Here is an 18,144-nt window from a genome sequence, read left to right on the forward strand (position 1 = left end):
TTTGAATTTGGTGCCTCTTGTCTTAAACCCGTTTATTCAGACGCTCTCTACGAGACGCTACGCGAACACGGACACGGCTGACTGCGCTATCCGCTTTTTCGGTCAGAATACCTTTCCTGTATTCTGACGACTGACACCAATATTTCTGTTTTGTTGAACGTCATACACTCGTCATAGTTTTGCAATAGACATGTCAAAAGCTTGTGCGATATTTAATTTGGTATTTGGTTACAAAATGCTTTTTTTGGGTAAAAGGTAGGAAATCCTACCTTTTTTATTTTTTAAACCTAAGTTCGACGCTAGAAAATGTCTCAAAACATTAGACATAAGGCTTTTTGGTGAAAAACATTTCACCTCAACTCGAAATAATCGCGTAGTTTACCGCCGTAGGCATCGTCCAAAATAATCATGTAATGGAAAGTGCGTAGTTTACAGCCGTAGGCATACACATACCTGCTATATTTCCGACTAACTGTGGTCTGTGAGTATACTTATTCATAAGGCAGAAGTACGCTTGTCTGAGGACAGCTAGCTGTGTTCCCACGTTTTTCAACGTGGGACTTAGGCTGTCGATGCTTTATACCTTAGAACAGCGCGAGGTATAAATCTTGTTTTTTGAGTGGGCAATGAACCCACAAGTGAAGTTTTTTATTTCCATCCTTGCCTTCTGCCTTTATTTGTAACTACAGGTAGGAGAGGTTTCAATGGAGGGTTTACTGTTCGGGATCTTGACAGTAGCTAGTTGGGTAATATGGCCTAAATGGTATTTTTCTATCCTATCGGTCACGAAACTGGCTTCTACTCTTAAGTATCGCTTTGTTCTACTCCTAACTCCTATTATCTGTGTGGGAATCCTTTTTTTGATTTTGCGATTTTGGGCATCAAAGGATGTCCGCAATGATGCTTTCTATCTGATTTTCTACCTAGTGATGGGAACTACTTGGTTGGGAATAGCTGTAGAAGCCTTTCTATTTTGTGGCTTAAGTGTTCGTGATGATGCGATAGAAAGGCAGAACATAGCTGCTTCCTGTGGTATTAGCGGTGCTTTAATTGGTGTTACCCTCTGCTTTGCTGGTGGAAACATTGGAGATGGACCTGGCTGGTGGACTGTTGTCTATTCGGCAATGCTATCTACAGGTGCATGGTTTTTGTTATGGCTGGTTCTAGAATTTTTCACGCACATTTCTGAAGCGATCGCTATTGACAGAGACAGCGCATCCGGTTTGCGTCTGGCTGGTTTTTTAGTAGCGTCTGGGGCAATTTTGGGTTGGGCTGTTGCCGGAGAATGGGAATCTTTGGGTGCGACTACAGTTGATTTTATCAAGCATGGCTGGTCTGCGGTGATTTTAGCGATCGCGGCAATAATGGTTGAGAAAGTTTGTCAACCAACGGCAAAGCGGCCATTCCTACCCATTACCACCCACGGTTTAATTCCATTTCTCTCTTATATAGGCGGTGGCATTCTCTGTATTTTAGTTTGGGGAGGAAGAATATGAAGCCACCCTGGCAAGCAGAGATACCGATGTCCGCAACGCTGTTTGAAGAAGTAAGGCTACAGACCATTTTTGACTGCTGTAAATGGGACCCTCAAGTTGAAGACGTTGCAACTCTAGCCAACTTTCCCCTGCTTTTGAACCTGGAAACATGGCTTGAGTTGGCGCAACTGGCTGAAAAATTAGCTTCGGAAACCCTCGCTGCTGAACAAGAAATTTTACTCCAACCTCATCTGCAAAAACACTTAAATCTACCGCCAGCGATTCAGAAATTATGGCAGCATCCATCTATCCAGACATCGCCCAAAGGAGTGCGGGTAATCCGGTTTGATTTTCACTTCACCACTGAGGACTGGCGGATTTCTGAGGCCAATTCGGATGTTCCCAGTGGTTACATTGAAGCTTCTGGCTTTACTTACTTAATGGCACTACATTATTCACAAACCACCCCCTTGGGCAACCCCGCCCTAGCCCTAGCTACCGCCATTCGGGAATCTGTTGGTGAGGGCGCTCATGTTGCTCTCGCCCATGCCACTGCTTATACTGATGACCGTCAGGTGATGACTTATCTGGCGCAGCATTTCCAGCAAGTCGGCTTGCAAACTTATCTAATTAGTCCTGCCCAACTTCGGTGGGAGGGAGGGTGTCCGTTGTTACTTAACCACCATTCCCCAACATCAATTGATTTCCTGTATCGATTTTTTCCTGTGGAGTGGTTGCCCAATCTACCCAAAGCCTCTGGCTGGCAGCACCTATTTGGTTCGGTGCAAATCCCTCAGTGTAACCCTACCTCTGCCTTAATTACCCAGAGTAAGAGGTTTCCCTTAGTGTGGGATGCCCTGAAAACACAACTACCAACTTGGCGTTCCTTATTGCCAGAAACTTGTGACCCCCGGCAAGTCCGCGACCTGAAGGATGAAGCATGGGTACTCAAACCGGCTCTGGGTCGCATTGGAGAGAACATCGGTATTTTGGGAGTAACCGAAAAAAAGGATTGGCTAAAGATTCAACAAAGCGCCAAACAACATCCAGAAAAATGGGTGGCACAGCGTCGATTTGAAATAATACCTTTGTTGACCGCAGAAGGCTATTTCTATCCTTGCATTGGAGTCTACACAATTAATGGTCGTGCGGCTGGGGCTTATGGTCGCTTGGGTAGCAGACCGCTAATCGACGCAACTGCCCAGGATGTGGCTATCCTAACTCAAGCTCAAAAAGCAGTAGGGGAATAATGCAACCAAGAGAATTTTTTGCTATCTGGGCAGATAAGGAAGTAGTTTGGTCGCGTTGGGCTAAACCAGTAGTTTTTAGCCAATTGACTGAGAGTCGTGTTGCTGCTGTCGTTCCCAGAAATGAGTTCAGCATGAATACTGATTGCATTCCTACACCCGATCGCAGCACATTTGTACTGGTAAATTTACCGGGAATAGAGTCGGTTGAGTTAGGCGTTGCTTTAGCCCAACGGGGCTATCGACCCGTCCCTTTATATAATTGCTGTGAAGGTGTTAATGCAATCATTCCAATGGGAGCGATTATAGATAGCTTGGTGAGTGCAACGCCGATACTGCAACAATTGCAGCTTCCTTTACTTGCTCCGCCGGCATTTTTGATTGATGCCAACCGAATGCGGGATACTTCAAAACCTTCTCCAGGGGATTTTGATAACCGCTGGTTAGTATTTCCCCAGGATTTTCCGTCTGCCAAGTTTCTTTTATCTCAGGGTATCCAGAGGGTAGTGCTGCTACAAAGAAACAATACACCTGAGTCCGACCTCGCGCACGTCTTGTTACTCTGGCAACAACAGGGAATTCAATTACTCAGGCAGAATCCCTCGCTGTCAGGTCAACCTGTACCTTTGAGCGTCAGTCGCCCTCGTTGGTTTAGATATTTCTGGTATCGTGCCTTAACGCTGCTGTTTCTCAGACGCAACAGTGCAGGTGGCTTCGGTTCGGTGATTCCTGATGAATCTAGTACTGGCGGTGGATGAAGAGTGTTGAGTTAAAAGACCACCCACTTTAAAAGCGGGGTATGAGGCAATACGGTTCAGTTAAGGGGTATTGGTGTAGATTATTGGTCTTTCAGACGCGATGAATCGCGTCTCTACATGAGGGTTTTGTGGCTCAACTGAACTATATTCTTCCTCCCCTGCTCCCCCTGCCCCCTGCCTCTTTTCACCGGACACAATATGATCCATTCTCTCTGGCATCGGCTATTTGTAAGCGCGATCGCAGTTGAAAAAGTAACTTTCGGCGGTCGAGTGGTGTTGCTAGGCTTCGGTACTGTGGGTCAAGGACTGTTATCTCTGCTTCTGCGTCACTTTGAAATGTCGATGGCACAGGTGACTGTTGTGGACGCACAGAAACACCGGGCGCAATTTGCCCGGTTTGCTAGGTTGGGTATTTGTTACCTTCAACTTCGCCTGACTCCCGATAATCTTACCTCTACTCTCCAGCAACTCTTATCGCCTGGAGACTTGCTGATTAATCTCACTGTCGGGGTAGATAGTATCACAATTCTTGACTGGTGTCAAATTCACGATATTCTCTACGTGGATTCCAGTATTGAACCGTGGGCAGACCAATTTGAAGATATAAAAATCCCTCTTTGGAAACGAACCCATTACTTTTTTCACCAGACACTGCGCCATCTGGCTAAAACTCGCGCTTCTGCGGGAGCTACGGCAATTGTCGCCCACGGAGCTAATCCCGGCTTGGTGAGCCACTTTGTCAAAGCCGCTTTGCTAGATATTGCCAGCATTATGAAACTACCACAAATCTGGCCAACTGACCAGACAAGTTGGGCAACTATGTCCCGATCTTGTGGTGTCAAAGTTATCCAAATTTCCGAGCGAGATACACAAATTTCTTCCCGCCCCAAGCAACTGGAGGAGTTTGTCAATACCTGGAGTATCTGGGGTTTTCTCGCCGAGGCTTACTACCCAGCTGAAATTGGGTGGGGTACTCATGAAAAACACCTGCCAGAAAATGCAGCTTGCTTCGAGTTTGGTTCTGGTAATGCTATATATTTACAGCGTCCCGGCGGTGCAACTTATATTCGCTCTTGGCTACCTTTGGGCGGTGCCATCGAAGGGTTGCTGCTCTCCCACAGTGAGACAATTACAATTAGCGACTATTTTAGCCTTTGGCAAGACGGACAACTGCTTTATCGACCCACGGTAAATTTTGCTTATCATCCGACTAATGATGCGATCGCCAGCTTGCGGGAAGTTATGATGCGAGGTGGACAACCTCACGAAAAACTACGCGTCTTGAATCAAGATATTGTGACTGGTAGAGATGAACTGGGAGTTTTGTTACTTGGTCATCCTTGCAATGGTTGGTGGTATGGTTCCCAACTCAGTATCGAAGAGGCTCGCCAGATTCTTCCCGGTCATAATGCCACTACTGTACAGGTGTGTGCTGGGGTTATCGCTGCCGCAGTTTGGGCTGTCCGCCATCCGCAAGCGGGATTTCGAGAGCCAGAACAACTACCCCATAATGAAATTTTACAAATTGCCCGTCCCTATCTGGGTCGGATGGTCAGCGTACCTACTAACTGGACTCCTTTGCAAGGTCGATGTCTAGCGACAAGCCCCTACTCGTCTACACTTCTGTTTCCTGAACCCTGGCTAGATTGGAATGACCCGTGGCAATTCGATAACTTTTTAGTGCGGTGAATCGCACAAATATACGAGGGTGAATCATCATTGGATTGCTCTAGGTAGTTGAAAACACTTTTTTAGAATATTGAAGTTGAAATTTTTGATGCAAATTGAAAGTAAAACCTGGTTTCAATATGTCCGATCGCTTTGAGAAGGTCGTCGGGGAAGCGCATAGATCGCAATTGTTTTATTTAGCATCTTCCCCTCCATTTTTTATTCCTGGAGGGGATTTTATTCCTTAAGTGGTAGTTTGCGATCGCCTACGAAACTTGAGTTGCTACTACTGAGATTTACACATCATCCAGTTTCCTCTTTTGATATTCATCAATTTTATCTACTAAAACTCCTGCTCCATGTTTTATGCAGTCTTCCAGCGCCAGTATTGCCACGCCTCGATCGTTGTATTCTACCCCCGTTTTTAACAAAATTTTAAGCACTATTACTTATTGACAAATTATTTATGATCTTAATCTGTCAAGGATGCACTTAAATCAACTTGTCGGGTGGGTCAGACGAAGTTATAAATCGATTATTGAGGATTTGTGCCTCTGACAACCCGACTCTATGTGCAAGTGGCGGAGATATTAAGTATATTTACGTAATTTTTTTGAATAAATAAAGCTTATAGTGCGAATATCGTAGTTAATTTAGTATTGTCACGGAAATAAATGACGGCTGAAGAAGCGATGTCTGCGACGGGCTACGCCTACGCACTAGTCGAACAATTATTGCCACAGGGACGCTTAACAAAAGTTCAACAGATTGTCTTACGTCAATCTTGGGCAGGACAGACGTACTCAGAGATGGCTGTAGAGTCCGATTATGATGCTGGTTACATCAAAGACGTTGGTTCGGAACTATGGCGATCGCTCTCTCAAGCTTTAGGAGAAAAAGTTACCAAAAATAATCTGCACAGAGTACTGAAACGAATCGCACAGCAACAAAAGGACACAAACGCCTCCTTAAACTTTCAACCCTCCACGAATGAACTACACAAACTGGGGGGAAGCAATTGACGTTTCCCAATTCTATGGGCGTACTGCTGAATTACAAACCCTCAGCCAATGGATTGTGCGCGATGCCTGCGGCGGGCGAAGCCATCGCACTCGTGTAGTCACACTGCTAGGTATGGGTGGCATGGGCAAAACCGCCCTCTCAGTGAAGATAGCAGAACAATTGCAGGAAGAATTTGAATATGTCATTTGGCGATCGCTGCGGCACGCACCTTTTTTCCATGACAAGGTGACGGAGTGCATCAAAATCCTTTCTCATCAACAAGTTACCACATTGCCCGCTTCCCCTCATGAGCAAATTACTTGTTTAATCGAGTACCTCCGCAAATCTCGATGCTTGCTGATTCTGGATAATTTCGACACATTATTGCAGCAAGGTAAAGGGACAGGCTGTTACCGTGAGGGCTACGAACCCTACGGTGAACTCCTGTGGCGATTAGGAGAAACTAAGCATCAAAGCTGTGTCCTGCTGACCAGTCGGGAAAAACCTACCGAAGTCGCCGCCACCGAAGGTGATGGTTTGCCAGTTCGTACCCTTAGTTTATCAGGATTATAAGTCGCAGCCGGACAAACAATTCTGACACTTAAAGGGCTATCAGGCTCCGAAGACGAAACCCGCCAACTAGTTGAGTGTTACGGTGGTAATCCCCTAGCTTTGAAAATTGCCGCCACCTCCATTCGGGACTTACATGAAGGCAATATCGCCTACTTCTTTACCGAAGGCACAACCGTTCAGATCCAATACTTGGGAAATTATTAAAACTTCAAGTTTAAAGTGAGTAAAATGTAAGTACGTGATATACTACGTCTCTCACTTACCCTGGTTTTATGGCACTGCCAATTGTTGCAATTATCGGACGCCCAAATGTGGGCAAATCCACCCTGGTTAATCGACTCGCCGGGGAACAAACGGCGATTGTCCATGATGAACCGGGAGTGACACGCGATCGCACTTATCTACCAGCTTTCTGGAATGGTCGTGAATTTTTAGTGGTAGACACCGGTGGTTTAGTCTTTAATGATGATACCGAATTTTTACCACTGATTCGCCAACAGGCAATGACAGCACTTGCAGAAGCATGTGCCGCTCTTTTTGTAGTCGATGGTCAAACAGGCCCCACATCGGCAGACCAAGAAATCGCCGAATGGTTGCGCCAACAACCCGTACCTGTGCTACTAACTGTAAATAAATGTGAATCCCCAGAACAAGGCTTAATGCAAGCTGCCGAATTTTGGGGATTGGGATTGGGTGAACCTTACGCCATCTCCGCGATTCATGGCAGTGGGACAGGAGAGTTACTCGACGAGTTAATTAATCACATCCCCAATGTTGAAGACATCCCAGAAACTAATGAAATCAAAGTAGCGATCGTGGGACGCCCAAATGTGGGCAAATCGAGCTTACTCAATTCTTTTGTCGGCGAAGAGAGGGCAATTGTCAGCCCAATTTCCGGCACAACCCGCGATGCTATTGATACCGTCATTGAGCGAGACGGACAAACCTACCGCTTGATTGACACCGCCGGCATTCGCAAAAAGAAACACATAGAATACGGCACGGAATTCTTTAGTATTAACCGTGCTTTCAAAGCGATTCGCCGCGCTGATGTGGTTTTATTAGTAATAGATGCCGTAGATGGAGTCACTGAGCAAGACCAAAAATTAGCTGGGCGGATTGTCGAAGAAGGTCGAGCTTGCATTATCGTCGTTAATAAGTGGGATGCCGTCGAAAAAGACTCTTATACAATCTACGACTACGAAAAAACTCTGCAATCACGGTTACATTTTACCGAATGGGCAGAAACAATTTTTGTGAGTGCCTTGTCAGGACAACGGGTAGAAAAGATTCTAGAATTGGTGAAAACGGCGGCTGAATCACACAAACGCCGTGTCAGCACATCAGTTATTAACGAAGTCTTAACAGATGCCGTGAGTTGGCATTCACCGCCAGCATCTCGTGGTGGGCGTCAGGGCAAGATTTATTATGGTACACAAGTTAGTAGTCAACCACCAACGATCGCCCTATTTGTGAATGATTCCAAACGCTTCAACGACAACTACCGCCGCTACATTGAACGGCAATTCCGGCAACAGCTAGGATTTAAAGGCACGCCGATTATTTTACTATGGCGGAGTAAGAAAGTCCGTGATGCCGAAAGTGGTAATGTTAATAGAGCAACTCGCGTCAAATTAAGTTAGAGACGCGATTAATCGCGTCTGTACAGGAGTTATGAGTTAAAGTCAAAACTGCTAACTCCTAACTTATAACTTTAAAATAATGGATTTATTGCGATCGCTGCCACTTGGTCTTTATTTAGAACAACCCCAAACTTGGCTACATAAAATCGATCCGCGAGTCAAGTTCGCTTGGTTGATGAGCTTTTTAACAAGCTATATTTTAGCTAACAACTTTTGGCGGGTGCTGCTGGTAGTATTGTTAATTATTGCCACCTTGATTGCGAGAATTCCCCGACGAGTATGGCGGCAGCAAATGGGCTGGCTATTAATCTTATCATTTTTTGTCTTAGCGATCGCAGCCATCAGTCCTGATGGAATGGGTATAGATTATCAGTCACGCCTGCCAGCTAATGAACAAATATTAACCCAGCCATCAAACTCCAATAATCTTGTTCAAGAGCAAGTAGTTGAGAAAAAAAAATACAGCTACGTGTTATTTCACAAAGGGCCAGTCAAAGTGACTCGCTACTCCTTGAGTTTGGCAGTACGCTTGAGTACACTTATATTTACCGTGATTTACAGCACCAACCTGTATCTGCTGACAACCGCACCAGAAGAAATCACATCTGGCATAGAAAGCTTAATGCAACCCCTACGACGCTTCAAGTTGCCTGTGACGGAAATTACTTTAACTTTAACCTTGTCCTTGCGCTTTATTCCCCTGGTTTTAGAAGAAGTGCAAAATTTATTTCGCTCCGTGATGACAAGGGCAATTAATTGGAAAAAGCTAGGATTAAAAGGAGCATTCAAGGTTTGGATGACAGTCGCAGAGAGACTGTTAGAAAATCTGCTATTACGAGCCGATCAAATGGCGAATGCAATGATGGTGCGGGGTTTTACCAGTCCCAATGAGCATCGAGTGCAATGGCACGACTTACGATTAAAAGGGCGTGACTGGCTTGCGATCGCAACTTTAATCTTATTCTGGGGAATACGGCTAGCTATAGGAACTCAGGTCTAATTTTGCACCGAGAAAAGTAAGTATTTTTGTGTTTTGAGTTGATCTAAAAAGCAGTGGTTAAATGTCATGTTAAACCACTGCTTTTTATTATAATATAGCGGTTCTCGAATGGAAGCAATACACTTTGACCTCTCTCCAAACCTCTCTTTTAAAAGGAGAGAGGCTTTGAATCTTACTGCCCAACGCTAGTAGGGAAGGGGCTGTTCTTGTTAGGTCTTTATTGCACTCAACTGGAGAAGCGCTATAGATAAATAGCCCTACCCGAAGTTGATCAGAAATTTGGGTTTAAAACCCCGTCCTTGTAGGACGGCTTTAAGTTTTGTGGCGGGGTCTGTCTTGAGAAATCGCTCCACTTGGGGCTTTGCCCAAGACCGCGTTTCTCGCACTTCTCCCCGTTACAAAACTGTACCCAACTCTTAGAGACGCTGCGCGAACGGCGTAGCTCAGGGCATCGCTTCCGACTTCCGACTTCCGACTTCCGACTTCTTTAAAGTCATTTCACCTTATGAGCTTGGTTGCTGATCGGGAAACATACACTTATCAGAGTCACAACCACTAGGGCCAGCCTCTGCCATTTCGCCGGAATCGTAGCGGCTTAAGACTGCACAGAAATCATCTGTTTTGCGCCGTGCTTTCACCTCTTGATTTAAGCGATCGTAGGTTGGTTTGTCTATTGGTTCAAATGGCAAACGTGGGAATGATTGCAGATCGTCAAAACGGGCTAAAAGAGCGGCTGAAATATATCCCTGATCATTCTGGATAGTTTCGTAGATACGCTGTCCTAAAGGTTCGATTTCATCAGAGCGAAGTTCCAAAGTAGCTGATGTGTTGTGAGTCACATACCAACGTTGAACCTGGAGGACAAAATCAAATTGGGCTAAAACTGAAAACTTAGAAACATCGATTTCATCGGCACCTGGTAAATCAGCCCAAGATACAGAAACAGGGATTTCTACTAACCATTCACTTACTCGTGAATCAAAGGGATCGTTGAGCAAATTGCCCTGTTCATCTTTGTCTGATTGAGAAGGAATGACGTTGTAACCATAGTCAATACAAGCTAAAGCTACTGGGTCATTTTTGCCGAAGGTGATGCGGCGAATAAATCTTTGGGCTTTCGGGGGATGCCATCCTGAACTAGCATTAGTTAATAAAGCCTTGGTGCCACTGGGTTGAACTGTGGTACAGCGATTTGGACGTTTGAGATTGTGGCGATCGCAATAATCCCAAACCACCCGATGTACAATATCTTTCCAGGAACTTAGATATTTTTCTTCCTCACGCTTGAAAGCTAATCCTTGTGGAGTTGCAGGTCTTCCTGCTTCCCACCAGCGCAGCCAATCAACACCAAAAGCATGGACAAAGAAATCAAATAAACCTGTAAAAGAAACTCCCACAATTGGGTCTAATTCACGGCTGTATTGATAGCGTGGTTCTAAGAATTTGTGATTTAAAAGTGCTGCTACAGATAGCGCCCCAGCAGTGAAAGCCTCCTCTTGTTCTTTGTAGTTACGTGGGTCGATTTGATTAAGGTGAACCTCTGACAAATTGCAGTGAAAATTACTACCGATGATTTCCAAATTTGTTACCCTAGAGGCTTTTTATCCCCTAGTTCTACTGCTTGATTATTTGCAGTAGCTCCGCGTACATTTTGCAAATGTGACTTCAGATAATAAAAGTGTTTTTCACATCCGCCCCCGCACTCTTGGAGAGATTATATTCTAGACAACAATTTTGGATGTAATCTAGTTTCACTCTCTACGCTGTACGGTGTCAAAGACTTTTTAATTCCTTTGATTACCACGGGATTAGCATCTCAGCTTTCCCCGTTTTTGCGAGGTTTTTAACGTGAGGCAAAATCAATTACCACACGGATTAAGCCCATATCGAGCCAAACGATGTTCTAGCTCATTAGCATCAAGCTGGGGATAGCGTTCCTGTAACCATTGTTTTGCTGTTCCCTGTTCATAAGCTTTCAAAAAATCAATTTTTAAGTTAGCAGTTGGCAGCAAATCAATATTTGATCGCGCCACAGCTTCACCAGCCCATTGAATTGCACCCTCGCCACTATAATATTGTTTGCGGACGGCATCAATACATTCTTCTAAAGTTGGCTTCCGGTGAAAAACTCTGGTATGATTTGCCATTCTTAGAGCATCGCGCTCTGGATCAATTCGCCAGTTGCCATTTGCATCCTGCTGCCATAAATTATCTTTGGCGGTGACTGCTAGGCGATCGCCAGAATCAAACTGACGCATCCCCGCACTTCTTCGGATATTGCCTGCAACAATTGTTACAGCACCTTGATCGATTAACAAACAGCATTCAACTGAATTTAATTGTCGTCCTACAGCTTTATTCAGGATGGAGGCACAACGCTGATAAAGTCCGGGTAATTTAACCGGATTAGCAACTCCTCCAAAGCCGTTAAGAGTTTCTCCGGCTTTGCGGACATCGCTGATATCAACTAATACTTCAACTTCTGTTGAAAATTGTTCATCAGTGGAGAGTTCCAACAGGGCTTGATATGATTCAACCCAACCTTCACGGCTATCTCCAACGTGAATAGTGACGCTGTTGCCTTCTATATGAGTTTCAGTATATTCACGCCGATCTTGTTGAGGAGTGCTGCCAATGTCACCTTGTACAGTGACATTCAGTTGATTACGGATGGGGGGCAACTGGTTAATAAATTGTGGTTCTAGGACGGCTCCAGTGCCACAGCCCATCATTGCCAAATCCATCATTAATCCGAAGGCACTCCAGTCTTCTAAATTGGTGGAGGTGCAATTATAAGCGCCGGAAAAGTTCTTTGGTTTGCTTATCCAGTCTGTACCACCAACCCATAGCCAGCGTCCACTGGGCATAGCTTTCAAGTTGCGCTGCATCCGATCGAGTATAGCAGCTTCTTGTTGAGTTAGCTTCCCCAGCTTGATTAAGCCGAGTAGAGTGCGATCGCACACCTCATCCCATGTTTCCCTTAGTCCCGCCTTTGTACGGCGGCTATAGGTTCTAAAAAATACGGGATTAGCAGCCGGTGCAGTTTCGGGAAACTTTGCACTCTGGCGTTTTCTTTCAAGTTCTCGAACCATATATTAGGTGTCTTGCGTTCTGGTTGCGTGCGGACAGATTATGACTATACGCCAAGTAGTTTTAGTATTAAAGATTGTCAAATTGTCCACTTTACGCTAGAGATAGGCCGTAATATTTGCAACAAAAATTTATGATGTATAATGTCCCTCACCCTTGGATAGAATCTCAATATAGAGTCTTAATAAGCACCCTGTCCTAACAAACATCCCTCTCCTTACCAAGGAGAGGGACAGGTTTTGCGTAGCAGAACCAGGGTGAGGTTTCTTTGGCCTTGGTGTACACGGTAGTCTAAAAGGGGAGAAGTCAGAAAAACTTAGCGATCGCATTATGATCAAATTATTCAGAGAATCGGTAAATCGATCATGTTAGAGTACGATCCATTAGCTTGCTTGCCCTCTTCTGAGGAGCTGCCAGACTCTGACGATACTCCTGTGGATAATGAATTACAAGATTTGATTCCCGGTTTACTCAAAGCTATATTGGCTATGGCTTGGGCAGAACGGATGGATTGGTTTTTTGGCGTTGATATGGGTATTTATTATCACCCAGATTTCCCAGCGATCGTACCAGATGGGTTTTTGAGTCTGGGCGTTGAGCGATTTTATGACGAAAACCTCCGCCCCAGTTATGTGCTTTGGGAAGAGAGGAGAGTCCCAATATTGGCGCTGGAAGTGGTATCTAGAAAATATCGCGGTGAATACTCGACTAAGAAGCAAGAGTATGCAAAGCTAGGGATTTTATATTATGTAATCTACAACCCGACTCGTCGCCGCAAAGCCCGATTAGAAGTTTACAAATTAGTTAATAATCTCTATCAATTACAAGATGGAAATCCCGTTTTGCTACCAGAGATTGGTTTAGGAATTGGTATGGAACGGGGAACTTATTTAGGCATTCCGCGCGAGTGGTTATATTGGTATAATCAGCAAGGGGAAAGGCTTTTAACACCAGAAGAACAGGTAAAACAAGCCCAACAACGCGCCCAATTATTAGCAGAAAGATTGCGATCGCTCGGTGTAGATCCTGATTCTGTTTGAATTCCTCTAAGAAAACAGATGTCGCTTTTTAAACATCCTCTCAGCAATCAAATCAGAGAATCAGCTATTTCTTGAAGTTTCATCTCTAATTTATTATCATCTGCTTCTTGTCTCCACAGACCAAAGAGTTTTAAAGCTTTGAAAAAAGGTGATTTTACATCTTGGCAATAAGCTTCATAAGCTTGATTAATTATTTGTTCAGAATCATTACTTAACTTCTTAATGTTTCCTAAAAACCGTTTGAGGGAATCCTCATTATATCCTAATAAATAATCACGTACTTCTTGCTGATTTACACCTAATAAGTTATGTAACAATTGGTTGCGAAGGTCATCTTCATCTCTCTTATATTTACAAGACCATTCCAAAAGTCCCCATGCTTTAAAATCCTGTCTGAGTTCACATAGCCATTGTAACTGTGTGCTATTATTTAATTTAAAAGTCTTAGATTTATCATTCTGGTATTCTTCCCAGAATTTAGAATTAAAATCACCGATAATAGAATTAGGAAATTTTAATTGATTTAAAATTTCCAATGGGTTTTGCAGATTGAGTAAGTTTTTGATAGTGTTTTGAGATTTAATAAATAAACCATACTTCTTCCAGCCTACGATATTTGACAATTCTATAGGATAATCATTAATCTTTTTGGTTTGGGAAATAATAGCAGCTTTTAAAAATGTCTCTTGAGTAGCATTTAAGATAGCTACTCCCTGAATATAATTTTCTTGTTTAAAAAAGATTTCAACTAAATCAAGAGCAGTAACTATTCTATCAATAGACGCTTTAACTTCAAACTCTTGACCTGAGACGAGAGAATTATTGATATTAAATAAATCAACTATCTTATTTATTTTTTCTATTGTTTGTTGATTAGCTATTCCTGTCAATATTTCCTTAGCCGCAGCCGGTAATCCTTTAATGATTAGCTGCTTTGCTTTTTGAATCTGCATACCACGCCAATAGTTAGAACTGTCGATAGCTTCAGATATTGATTGCTGATCATAATTTTCATCAAAATATTCATTACTCACTAAAAACTTAACATTTTTAAATCTACCTAAGCTAATAAATTGCACAGCCGAAGATATCGCAGGTGTTCCGGCTTGATGGCTGACATATACTGTTTTTAGGGGATTATCGTCTAACTTACATAATGTTTCTTCTACTAGCGAAAGGGTTTCATTCCAATTATCTATACCTTTACCTATTTTTGTTGGTGTTAAATATAAGAATTCCGGCTGATAGTCAAACTTATCTTTAAAATACCACTCTAATAAAGGTTTAAGTGTACAAGTATCTTGCCAATAGGGGCATTGTTCATAAATTATTTTCTCTTGATTGAATATTTGAGATTGGTCTGTGAGTAGAATTATAATTCTTTCTAGCTTGATGTTATTATCTATAAAATATTGGTGATAAGTGTTCAGGATTTGAAATTTTAAATCAGACTCATAATAATCAGGTTTGTTGGCATATACTAAACCTAAAACTCTAGCAGCTATAGTATGACCAGCATTTCTATCTTTGGAGTCTAATGGCAGTGGTGAAGCAAATTGTGTGCATTCCAAATCATATCTGACTTCACCATATAAATTGATCCAATTTCTACCATGTTTGAGAATAACATCACTATTACCTGTTGTCAAAATCCAAATACTCATATTTATTCTCCCCAAAGTTTGCTAAAATCGCTAGTTGGTAAGAAAGTCAAAAATTCTTGTGTTCTCTCATCTTTTTTATCAGGGAAAATCGTTAGTAACTCTACATATTTTCTTCCTTGACGTATCATTTCACCGTCTCTTATTTTGTAGTGCGGGTACATTCGATGCCAAATTCTACCAATTTGACCCATCCTACCTGTGAGACTTGAACCTTTAATTGATTGGCTTCCTTGGTAATTACCGTGAAACCATCTCACAGCTAAACTATCAGCTTCGTCTTCTGCAAAGCGTCCCCAAACTTGCACTTTTTGAGGATGGAATGTTTCACGCCAGGAACTTACTTGATTAGTTGGTGTTTTACCTTTTAATTGCAGCCAGTTTTTTACGGTTTGTTTGATATCATTCAGGATATTCGTAATATGGTTAATGTTATTTACTGGAAAGTAGTATTTATTTGATTGCTTAGGGAATTCCCAATGAGAACCTATCATTGGTTTACCATTTAAATACTCTGGAAAAAAGATCCGGTGGTCAACGCGTCGCCAAGATTTGCCAAAACCACCAAGCAGCATAGAAAATTTTAAAATTTTTGTTGCTAAGTTCTTTAATTCTTTTTTGTATTATGCTGAGGATGCACCCATACAGAGAATATTTAGAGTTCCCGCGTTTAATTCATAAGTAGGCATACTTACATTGTTATACCGATATTCACCCATCTCTAAATTAATGGCATTAAAAGCAATTCCTAACTGTCCGACAACAGCACCATTTTTACCAGCAAAACCTCCCCATAATTCTCTGGTTAATTCTTCGGCTGTATTTTCATCTGTGATACTGCTAAATAACCGCAGGGTATGACCACGTAAAGCAGCTTTAAAAATATTGGGTCGAAATTCACCTGTTTCATCAATTAATTTTGACGCTAGTCCTTGTCCACGCAGGTTAACAGTTACTAATTTGGTTTCTGGATGATTTATGGGTTGACCGTAACCAGCACTAACTCTAGAACCAATGCCTCTTTGTATCGCTTTATCCCAAATGTTCCAGATAGTTTCCCATTCATCGGCTGCTAGTGTTTCAGTGCTAGAAATGCCAAATACTAAGGTGGGTTGATATAGAGATATCTGAATAAAAGCTGCGTGACTATTATTATTTTTAATTTGCCAATCTTGTTGAGGATGAACTACATCAATTAATGGTTGTTCACTCCACGTTGCATCTTTGGGATAAGCACCATGAAAGCGGAGTTTTCCCGGTTGGGTATCGTTACTATTTAGTTTTCCACCGCAATATCTTTCGCCTTGTTCTGAGGTACAAGCGCGTAAAAAAGCACCTTTCATACTTGCGCCTGGATAAAATGGAAATCCTTTGGCGGCGATGACTGGCCGAATTATATCTTCGTCTTGTCCGCTATTAGAAATAAACCGCCAAGTAATTTTATATTCTTTTGTTTTAATCTTGCTGCTAAATATGTAATCATCTATTGCAGAACCCTCTACCCATTCATCAACCCATCTCTCAGACTGTTCGGGATTTCGGATATATTGAATTTGTCCACGTCCTGAAACTTGCGCTTGAAACATTAACGGGACTTCGTTACTATTAATCATCTGCAACTCCTGATTTTTTGTAGCGTTGAGTCCACCAAACTAAGCTGTCACAGAATTGAGTCAGAACGGCTAAACAAATTCTTTGGTCTTCAATGGGAAGTTCCCATAATTTAGCAGCGAATTGTTGAATTTGTGGGGTGTTATTAGTGCTAACATCCTCTTGAGGAAGCTTAATTCCCGCCAGTTGCATAATTTTGACGAAGCTTTTCCAGGTATCGCGCCAATATTCGCCTTTAGTTTTTTCTTTGTCTAAAAGTCGTAATTGTTCTCCCCAAAATCTCTCTAAGCCGTAAGCTACAGTTATTCGCATTTTGTGAGATTGACCAATTACACCTTTTTGGTCGCGGTGTTTCAGGACTAAGCGTTGCGCTTCTTGGTCTAAGTCGTAAGATTTCCAAGTCATGTATTTACTACCCCATTGAAAGTTAAGTTACAGTGACCAAAGCCAATAGATTCTAAACCACCAAGATAAGTAGGTGGGTGGGAAAATTTATAAGTATGTCATTGCGAGTGAAACGGAGTGTAACGAAGCAATCACAAGGACTTTGGCGGTTTTACATTTTGTTACATAGTTAGGTTAATTTGTGCCTACCTACTTAAATATCTGTGCTTTGAGTTCCTTTTAATGGTTCCCATTGTTTTCCTGATTTATCATCTTTCATCGCAATGGGGAAAACTAAAATAGTTCCTTCGGGTAAGGCTTCGGTGTTAAAGAAGCCACCAGCATCGACTACTTTTTGGTCTGGTTTTAATCGGACGCGACTTTGACGATATAATGCCATGTCATGAATCATCGAAATATCACTATCGTCTACTATCACTGCTGGTTTTTCCTTTGCTGATGGAAACCAAGGGGATAAGTCTACTGTTTTGGTGATGGTCAAAAATCCTAAGTTGAAAAATAAGGTTTTTTTACCTAAAGATTGTTTTCCTTTTAAATTTTTTGAACCTGTATAAGGGTCGGGTATATCTATTTCTTTGAGAGATTTACCATCATATTTGACACTATCGCCGACTATTCTTTGGTAGCGTTGGAGTAATCGCGGACTACTTACCCAAACAATGGGTTGACCGGGACAAAAGACTGGTAGCCAGAGAATGGAAGCATATTCAAATTTAATGATAGACTCGTTATTAAATTCTGATTTTTCTGAGCCTGCTTCATTGCCATACCAATAATTTGCTGTCTCTTCTCCATCTATCAGGCGCATTTCTGAACGCAAGCGACCACGTATTGAACTACCAGGAAGGATGCCTGTTTGGGTAAATTGGTCACGAAATATTAAGTTTAAATTACCGCTTTCTTCTCCGGCTGTTGCACCTACATGCAAAGGTGCTAATGTCTCAATTATGCCATAGGCTTTTTTGTACATT

Annotated in this window: 15 protein-coding genes and 1 pseudogene; 9 read left to right on the forward strand and 7 right to left on the reverse strand. The window is 42.6% G+C overall.

Annotated elements, in window-relative coordinates:
- The first annotated feature begins 860 nt into the window (after nucleotides 1–860).
- The 4 genes from V7K27_RS05010 (at nucleotide 861) to V7K27_RS05025 (ending at nucleotide 5,169) form a co-directional block, all read left to right on the forward strand.
- Entirely contained in the window at nucleotides 861–1,496 is a 636-nt protein-coding gene (locus V7K27_RS05010; RefSeq protein WP_334944909.1) for a hypothetical protein, read from the forward strand.
- Entirely contained in the window at nucleotides 1,493–2,725 is a 1,233-nt protein-coding gene (locus tag V7K27_RS05015; RefSeq protein WP_334944911.1) for a glutathionylspermidine synthase family protein, read from the forward strand. Before V7K27_RS05010 ends, V7K27_RS05015 begins: the two co-directional genes overlap by 4 nt.
- Nucleotides 2,725–3,480 (forward strand): hypothetical protein, encoded by a 756-nt coding sequence (locus V7K27_RS05020; RefSeq protein ID WP_334944913.1) that lies wholly within the window; start codon nucleotides 2,725–2,727, stop codon nucleotides 3,478–3,480. The genes V7K27_RS05015 and V7K27_RS05020 overlap by 1 nt, the downstream gene beginning before the upstream one ends.
- A gap of 198 nt (nucleotides 3,481–3,678) precedes the next feature.
- Nucleotides 3,679–5,169, forward strand: a complete 1,491-nt coding sequence (locus tag V7K27_RS05025) for a saccharopine dehydrogenase C-terminal domain-containing protein (RefSeq protein WP_334944915.1) — start codon at nucleotides 3,679–3,681, stop codon at nucleotides 5,167–5,169.
- Nucleotides 5,170–5,444: 275 nt separating this feature from the next.
- On the opposite strand, the gene V7K27_RS05030 is transcribed toward V7K27_RS05025, so the two are convergent.
- Entirely contained in the window at nucleotides 5,445–5,591 is a 147-nt protein-coding gene (locus V7K27_RS05030; protein WP_334944917.1) for a hypothetical protein, read from the reverse strand.
- 231 nt (nucleotides 5,592–5,822) lie between these two features.
- On the opposite strand from V7K27_RS05030, the gene V7K27_RS05035 reads away from it, so the two are divergent.
- The 4 genes from V7K27_RS05035 to V7K27_RS05050 all read left to right on the forward strand — a co-directional run bounded on the left by V7K27_RS05035 (nucleotide 5,823) and on the right by V7K27_RS05050 (nucleotide 9,366).
- Nucleotides 5,823–6,170: a hypothetical protein gene (locus tag V7K27_RS05035; RefSeq protein ID WP_334944919.1), complete on the forward strand. Its 348-nt coding sequence runs from the start codon at nucleotides 5,823–5,825 to the stop codon at nucleotides 6,168–6,170.
- Complete coding sequence (locus V7K27_RS05040; RefSeq protein WP_334944921.1) at nucleotides 6,139–6,723, forward strand: NB-ARC domain-containing protein; 585 nt, start codon at nucleotides 6,139–6,141, stop codon at nucleotides 6,721–6,723. Before V7K27_RS05035 ends, V7K27_RS05040 begins: the two co-directional genes overlap by 32 nt.
- A 272-nt stretch (nucleotides 6,724–6,995) precedes the next feature.
- Entirely contained in the window at nucleotides 6,996–8,366 is a 1,371-nt protein-coding gene (der, locus tag V7K27_RS05045) for a ribosome biogenesis GTPase Der (protein WP_334944923.1), read from the forward strand.
- 79 nt (nucleotides 8,367–8,445) lie between these two features.
- Nucleotides 8,446–9,366 (forward strand): energy-coupling factor transporter transmembrane component T family protein, encoded by a 921-nt coding sequence (locus V7K27_RS05050; protein ID WP_334944925.1) that lies wholly within the window; start codon nucleotides 8,446–8,448, stop codon nucleotides 9,364–9,366.
- Nucleotides 9,367–9,869: 503 nt separating this feature from the next.
- On the opposite strand, the pseudogene nrdJ reads toward V7K27_RS05050, so the two are convergent.
- Nucleotides 9,870–12,458 (reverse strand): annotated as a pseudogene (gene nrdJ / locus V7K27_RS36400) (ribonucleoside-triphosphate reductase, adenosylcobalamin-dependent).
- 363 nt (nucleotides 12,459–12,821) lie between these two features.
- Here nrdJ and V7K27_RS05065 point away from each other — a divergent pair.
- Nucleotides 12,822–13,496: a Uma2 family endonuclease gene (locus tag V7K27_RS05065; protein ID WP_334944927.1), complete on the forward strand. Its 675-nt coding sequence runs from the start codon at nucleotides 12,822–12,824 to the stop codon at nucleotides 13,494–13,496.
- A gap of 47 nt (nucleotides 13,497–13,543) precedes the next feature.
- Here the strand turns inward: V7K27_RS05065 and V7K27_RS05070 are convergent, their stop codons facing one another.
- The 5 genes from V7K27_RS05070 to V7K27_RS05090 all read right to left on the reverse strand — a co-directional run bounded on the left by V7K27_RS05070 (nucleotide 13,544) and on the right by V7K27_RS05090 (nucleotide 18,143).
- Entirely contained in the window at nucleotides 13,544–15,160 is a 1,617-nt protein-coding gene (locus V7K27_RS05070) for a hypothetical protein (RefSeq protein ID WP_334944929.1), read from the reverse strand.
- 2 nt (nucleotides 15,161–15,162) lie between these two features.
- Nucleotides 15,163–15,732: a hypothetical protein gene (locus V7K27_RS05075; protein ID WP_334944931.1), complete on the reverse strand. Its 570-nt coding sequence runs from the start codon at nucleotides 15,730–15,732 to the stop codon at nucleotides 15,163–15,165.
- A 48-nt stretch (nucleotides 15,733–15,780) separates the two neighbouring features.
- Nucleotides 15,781–16,770, reverse strand: a complete 990-nt coding sequence (locus V7K27_RS05080) for a hypothetical protein (protein WP_334944933.1) — start codon at nucleotides 16,768–16,770, stop codon at nucleotides 15,781–15,783.
- A complete protein-coding gene (locus V7K27_RS05085) occupies nucleotides 16,763–17,173 on the reverse strand; it encodes a hypothetical protein (protein WP_334944935.1) in 411 nt (136 codons plus the stop codon). The genes V7K27_RS05080 and V7K27_RS05085 overlap by 8 nt, the downstream gene beginning before the upstream one ends.
- Before the next feature lie 193 nt (nucleotides 17,174–17,366).
- Nucleotides 17,367–18,143, reverse strand: a complete 777-nt coding sequence (locus V7K27_RS05090; protein ID WP_334944937.1) for an RAMP superfamily CRISPR-associated protein — start codon at nucleotides 18,141–18,143, stop codon at nucleotides 17,367–17,369.
- Between the last annotated feature and the right edge of the window lies 1 nt (nucleotide 18,144).

Source organism: Nostoc sp., assembly GCF_036919575.1.
In the GTDB taxonomy this organism is placed as follows: domain Bacteria; phylum Cyanobacteriota; class Cyanobacteriia; order Cyanobacteriales; family Nostocaceae; genus Nostoc.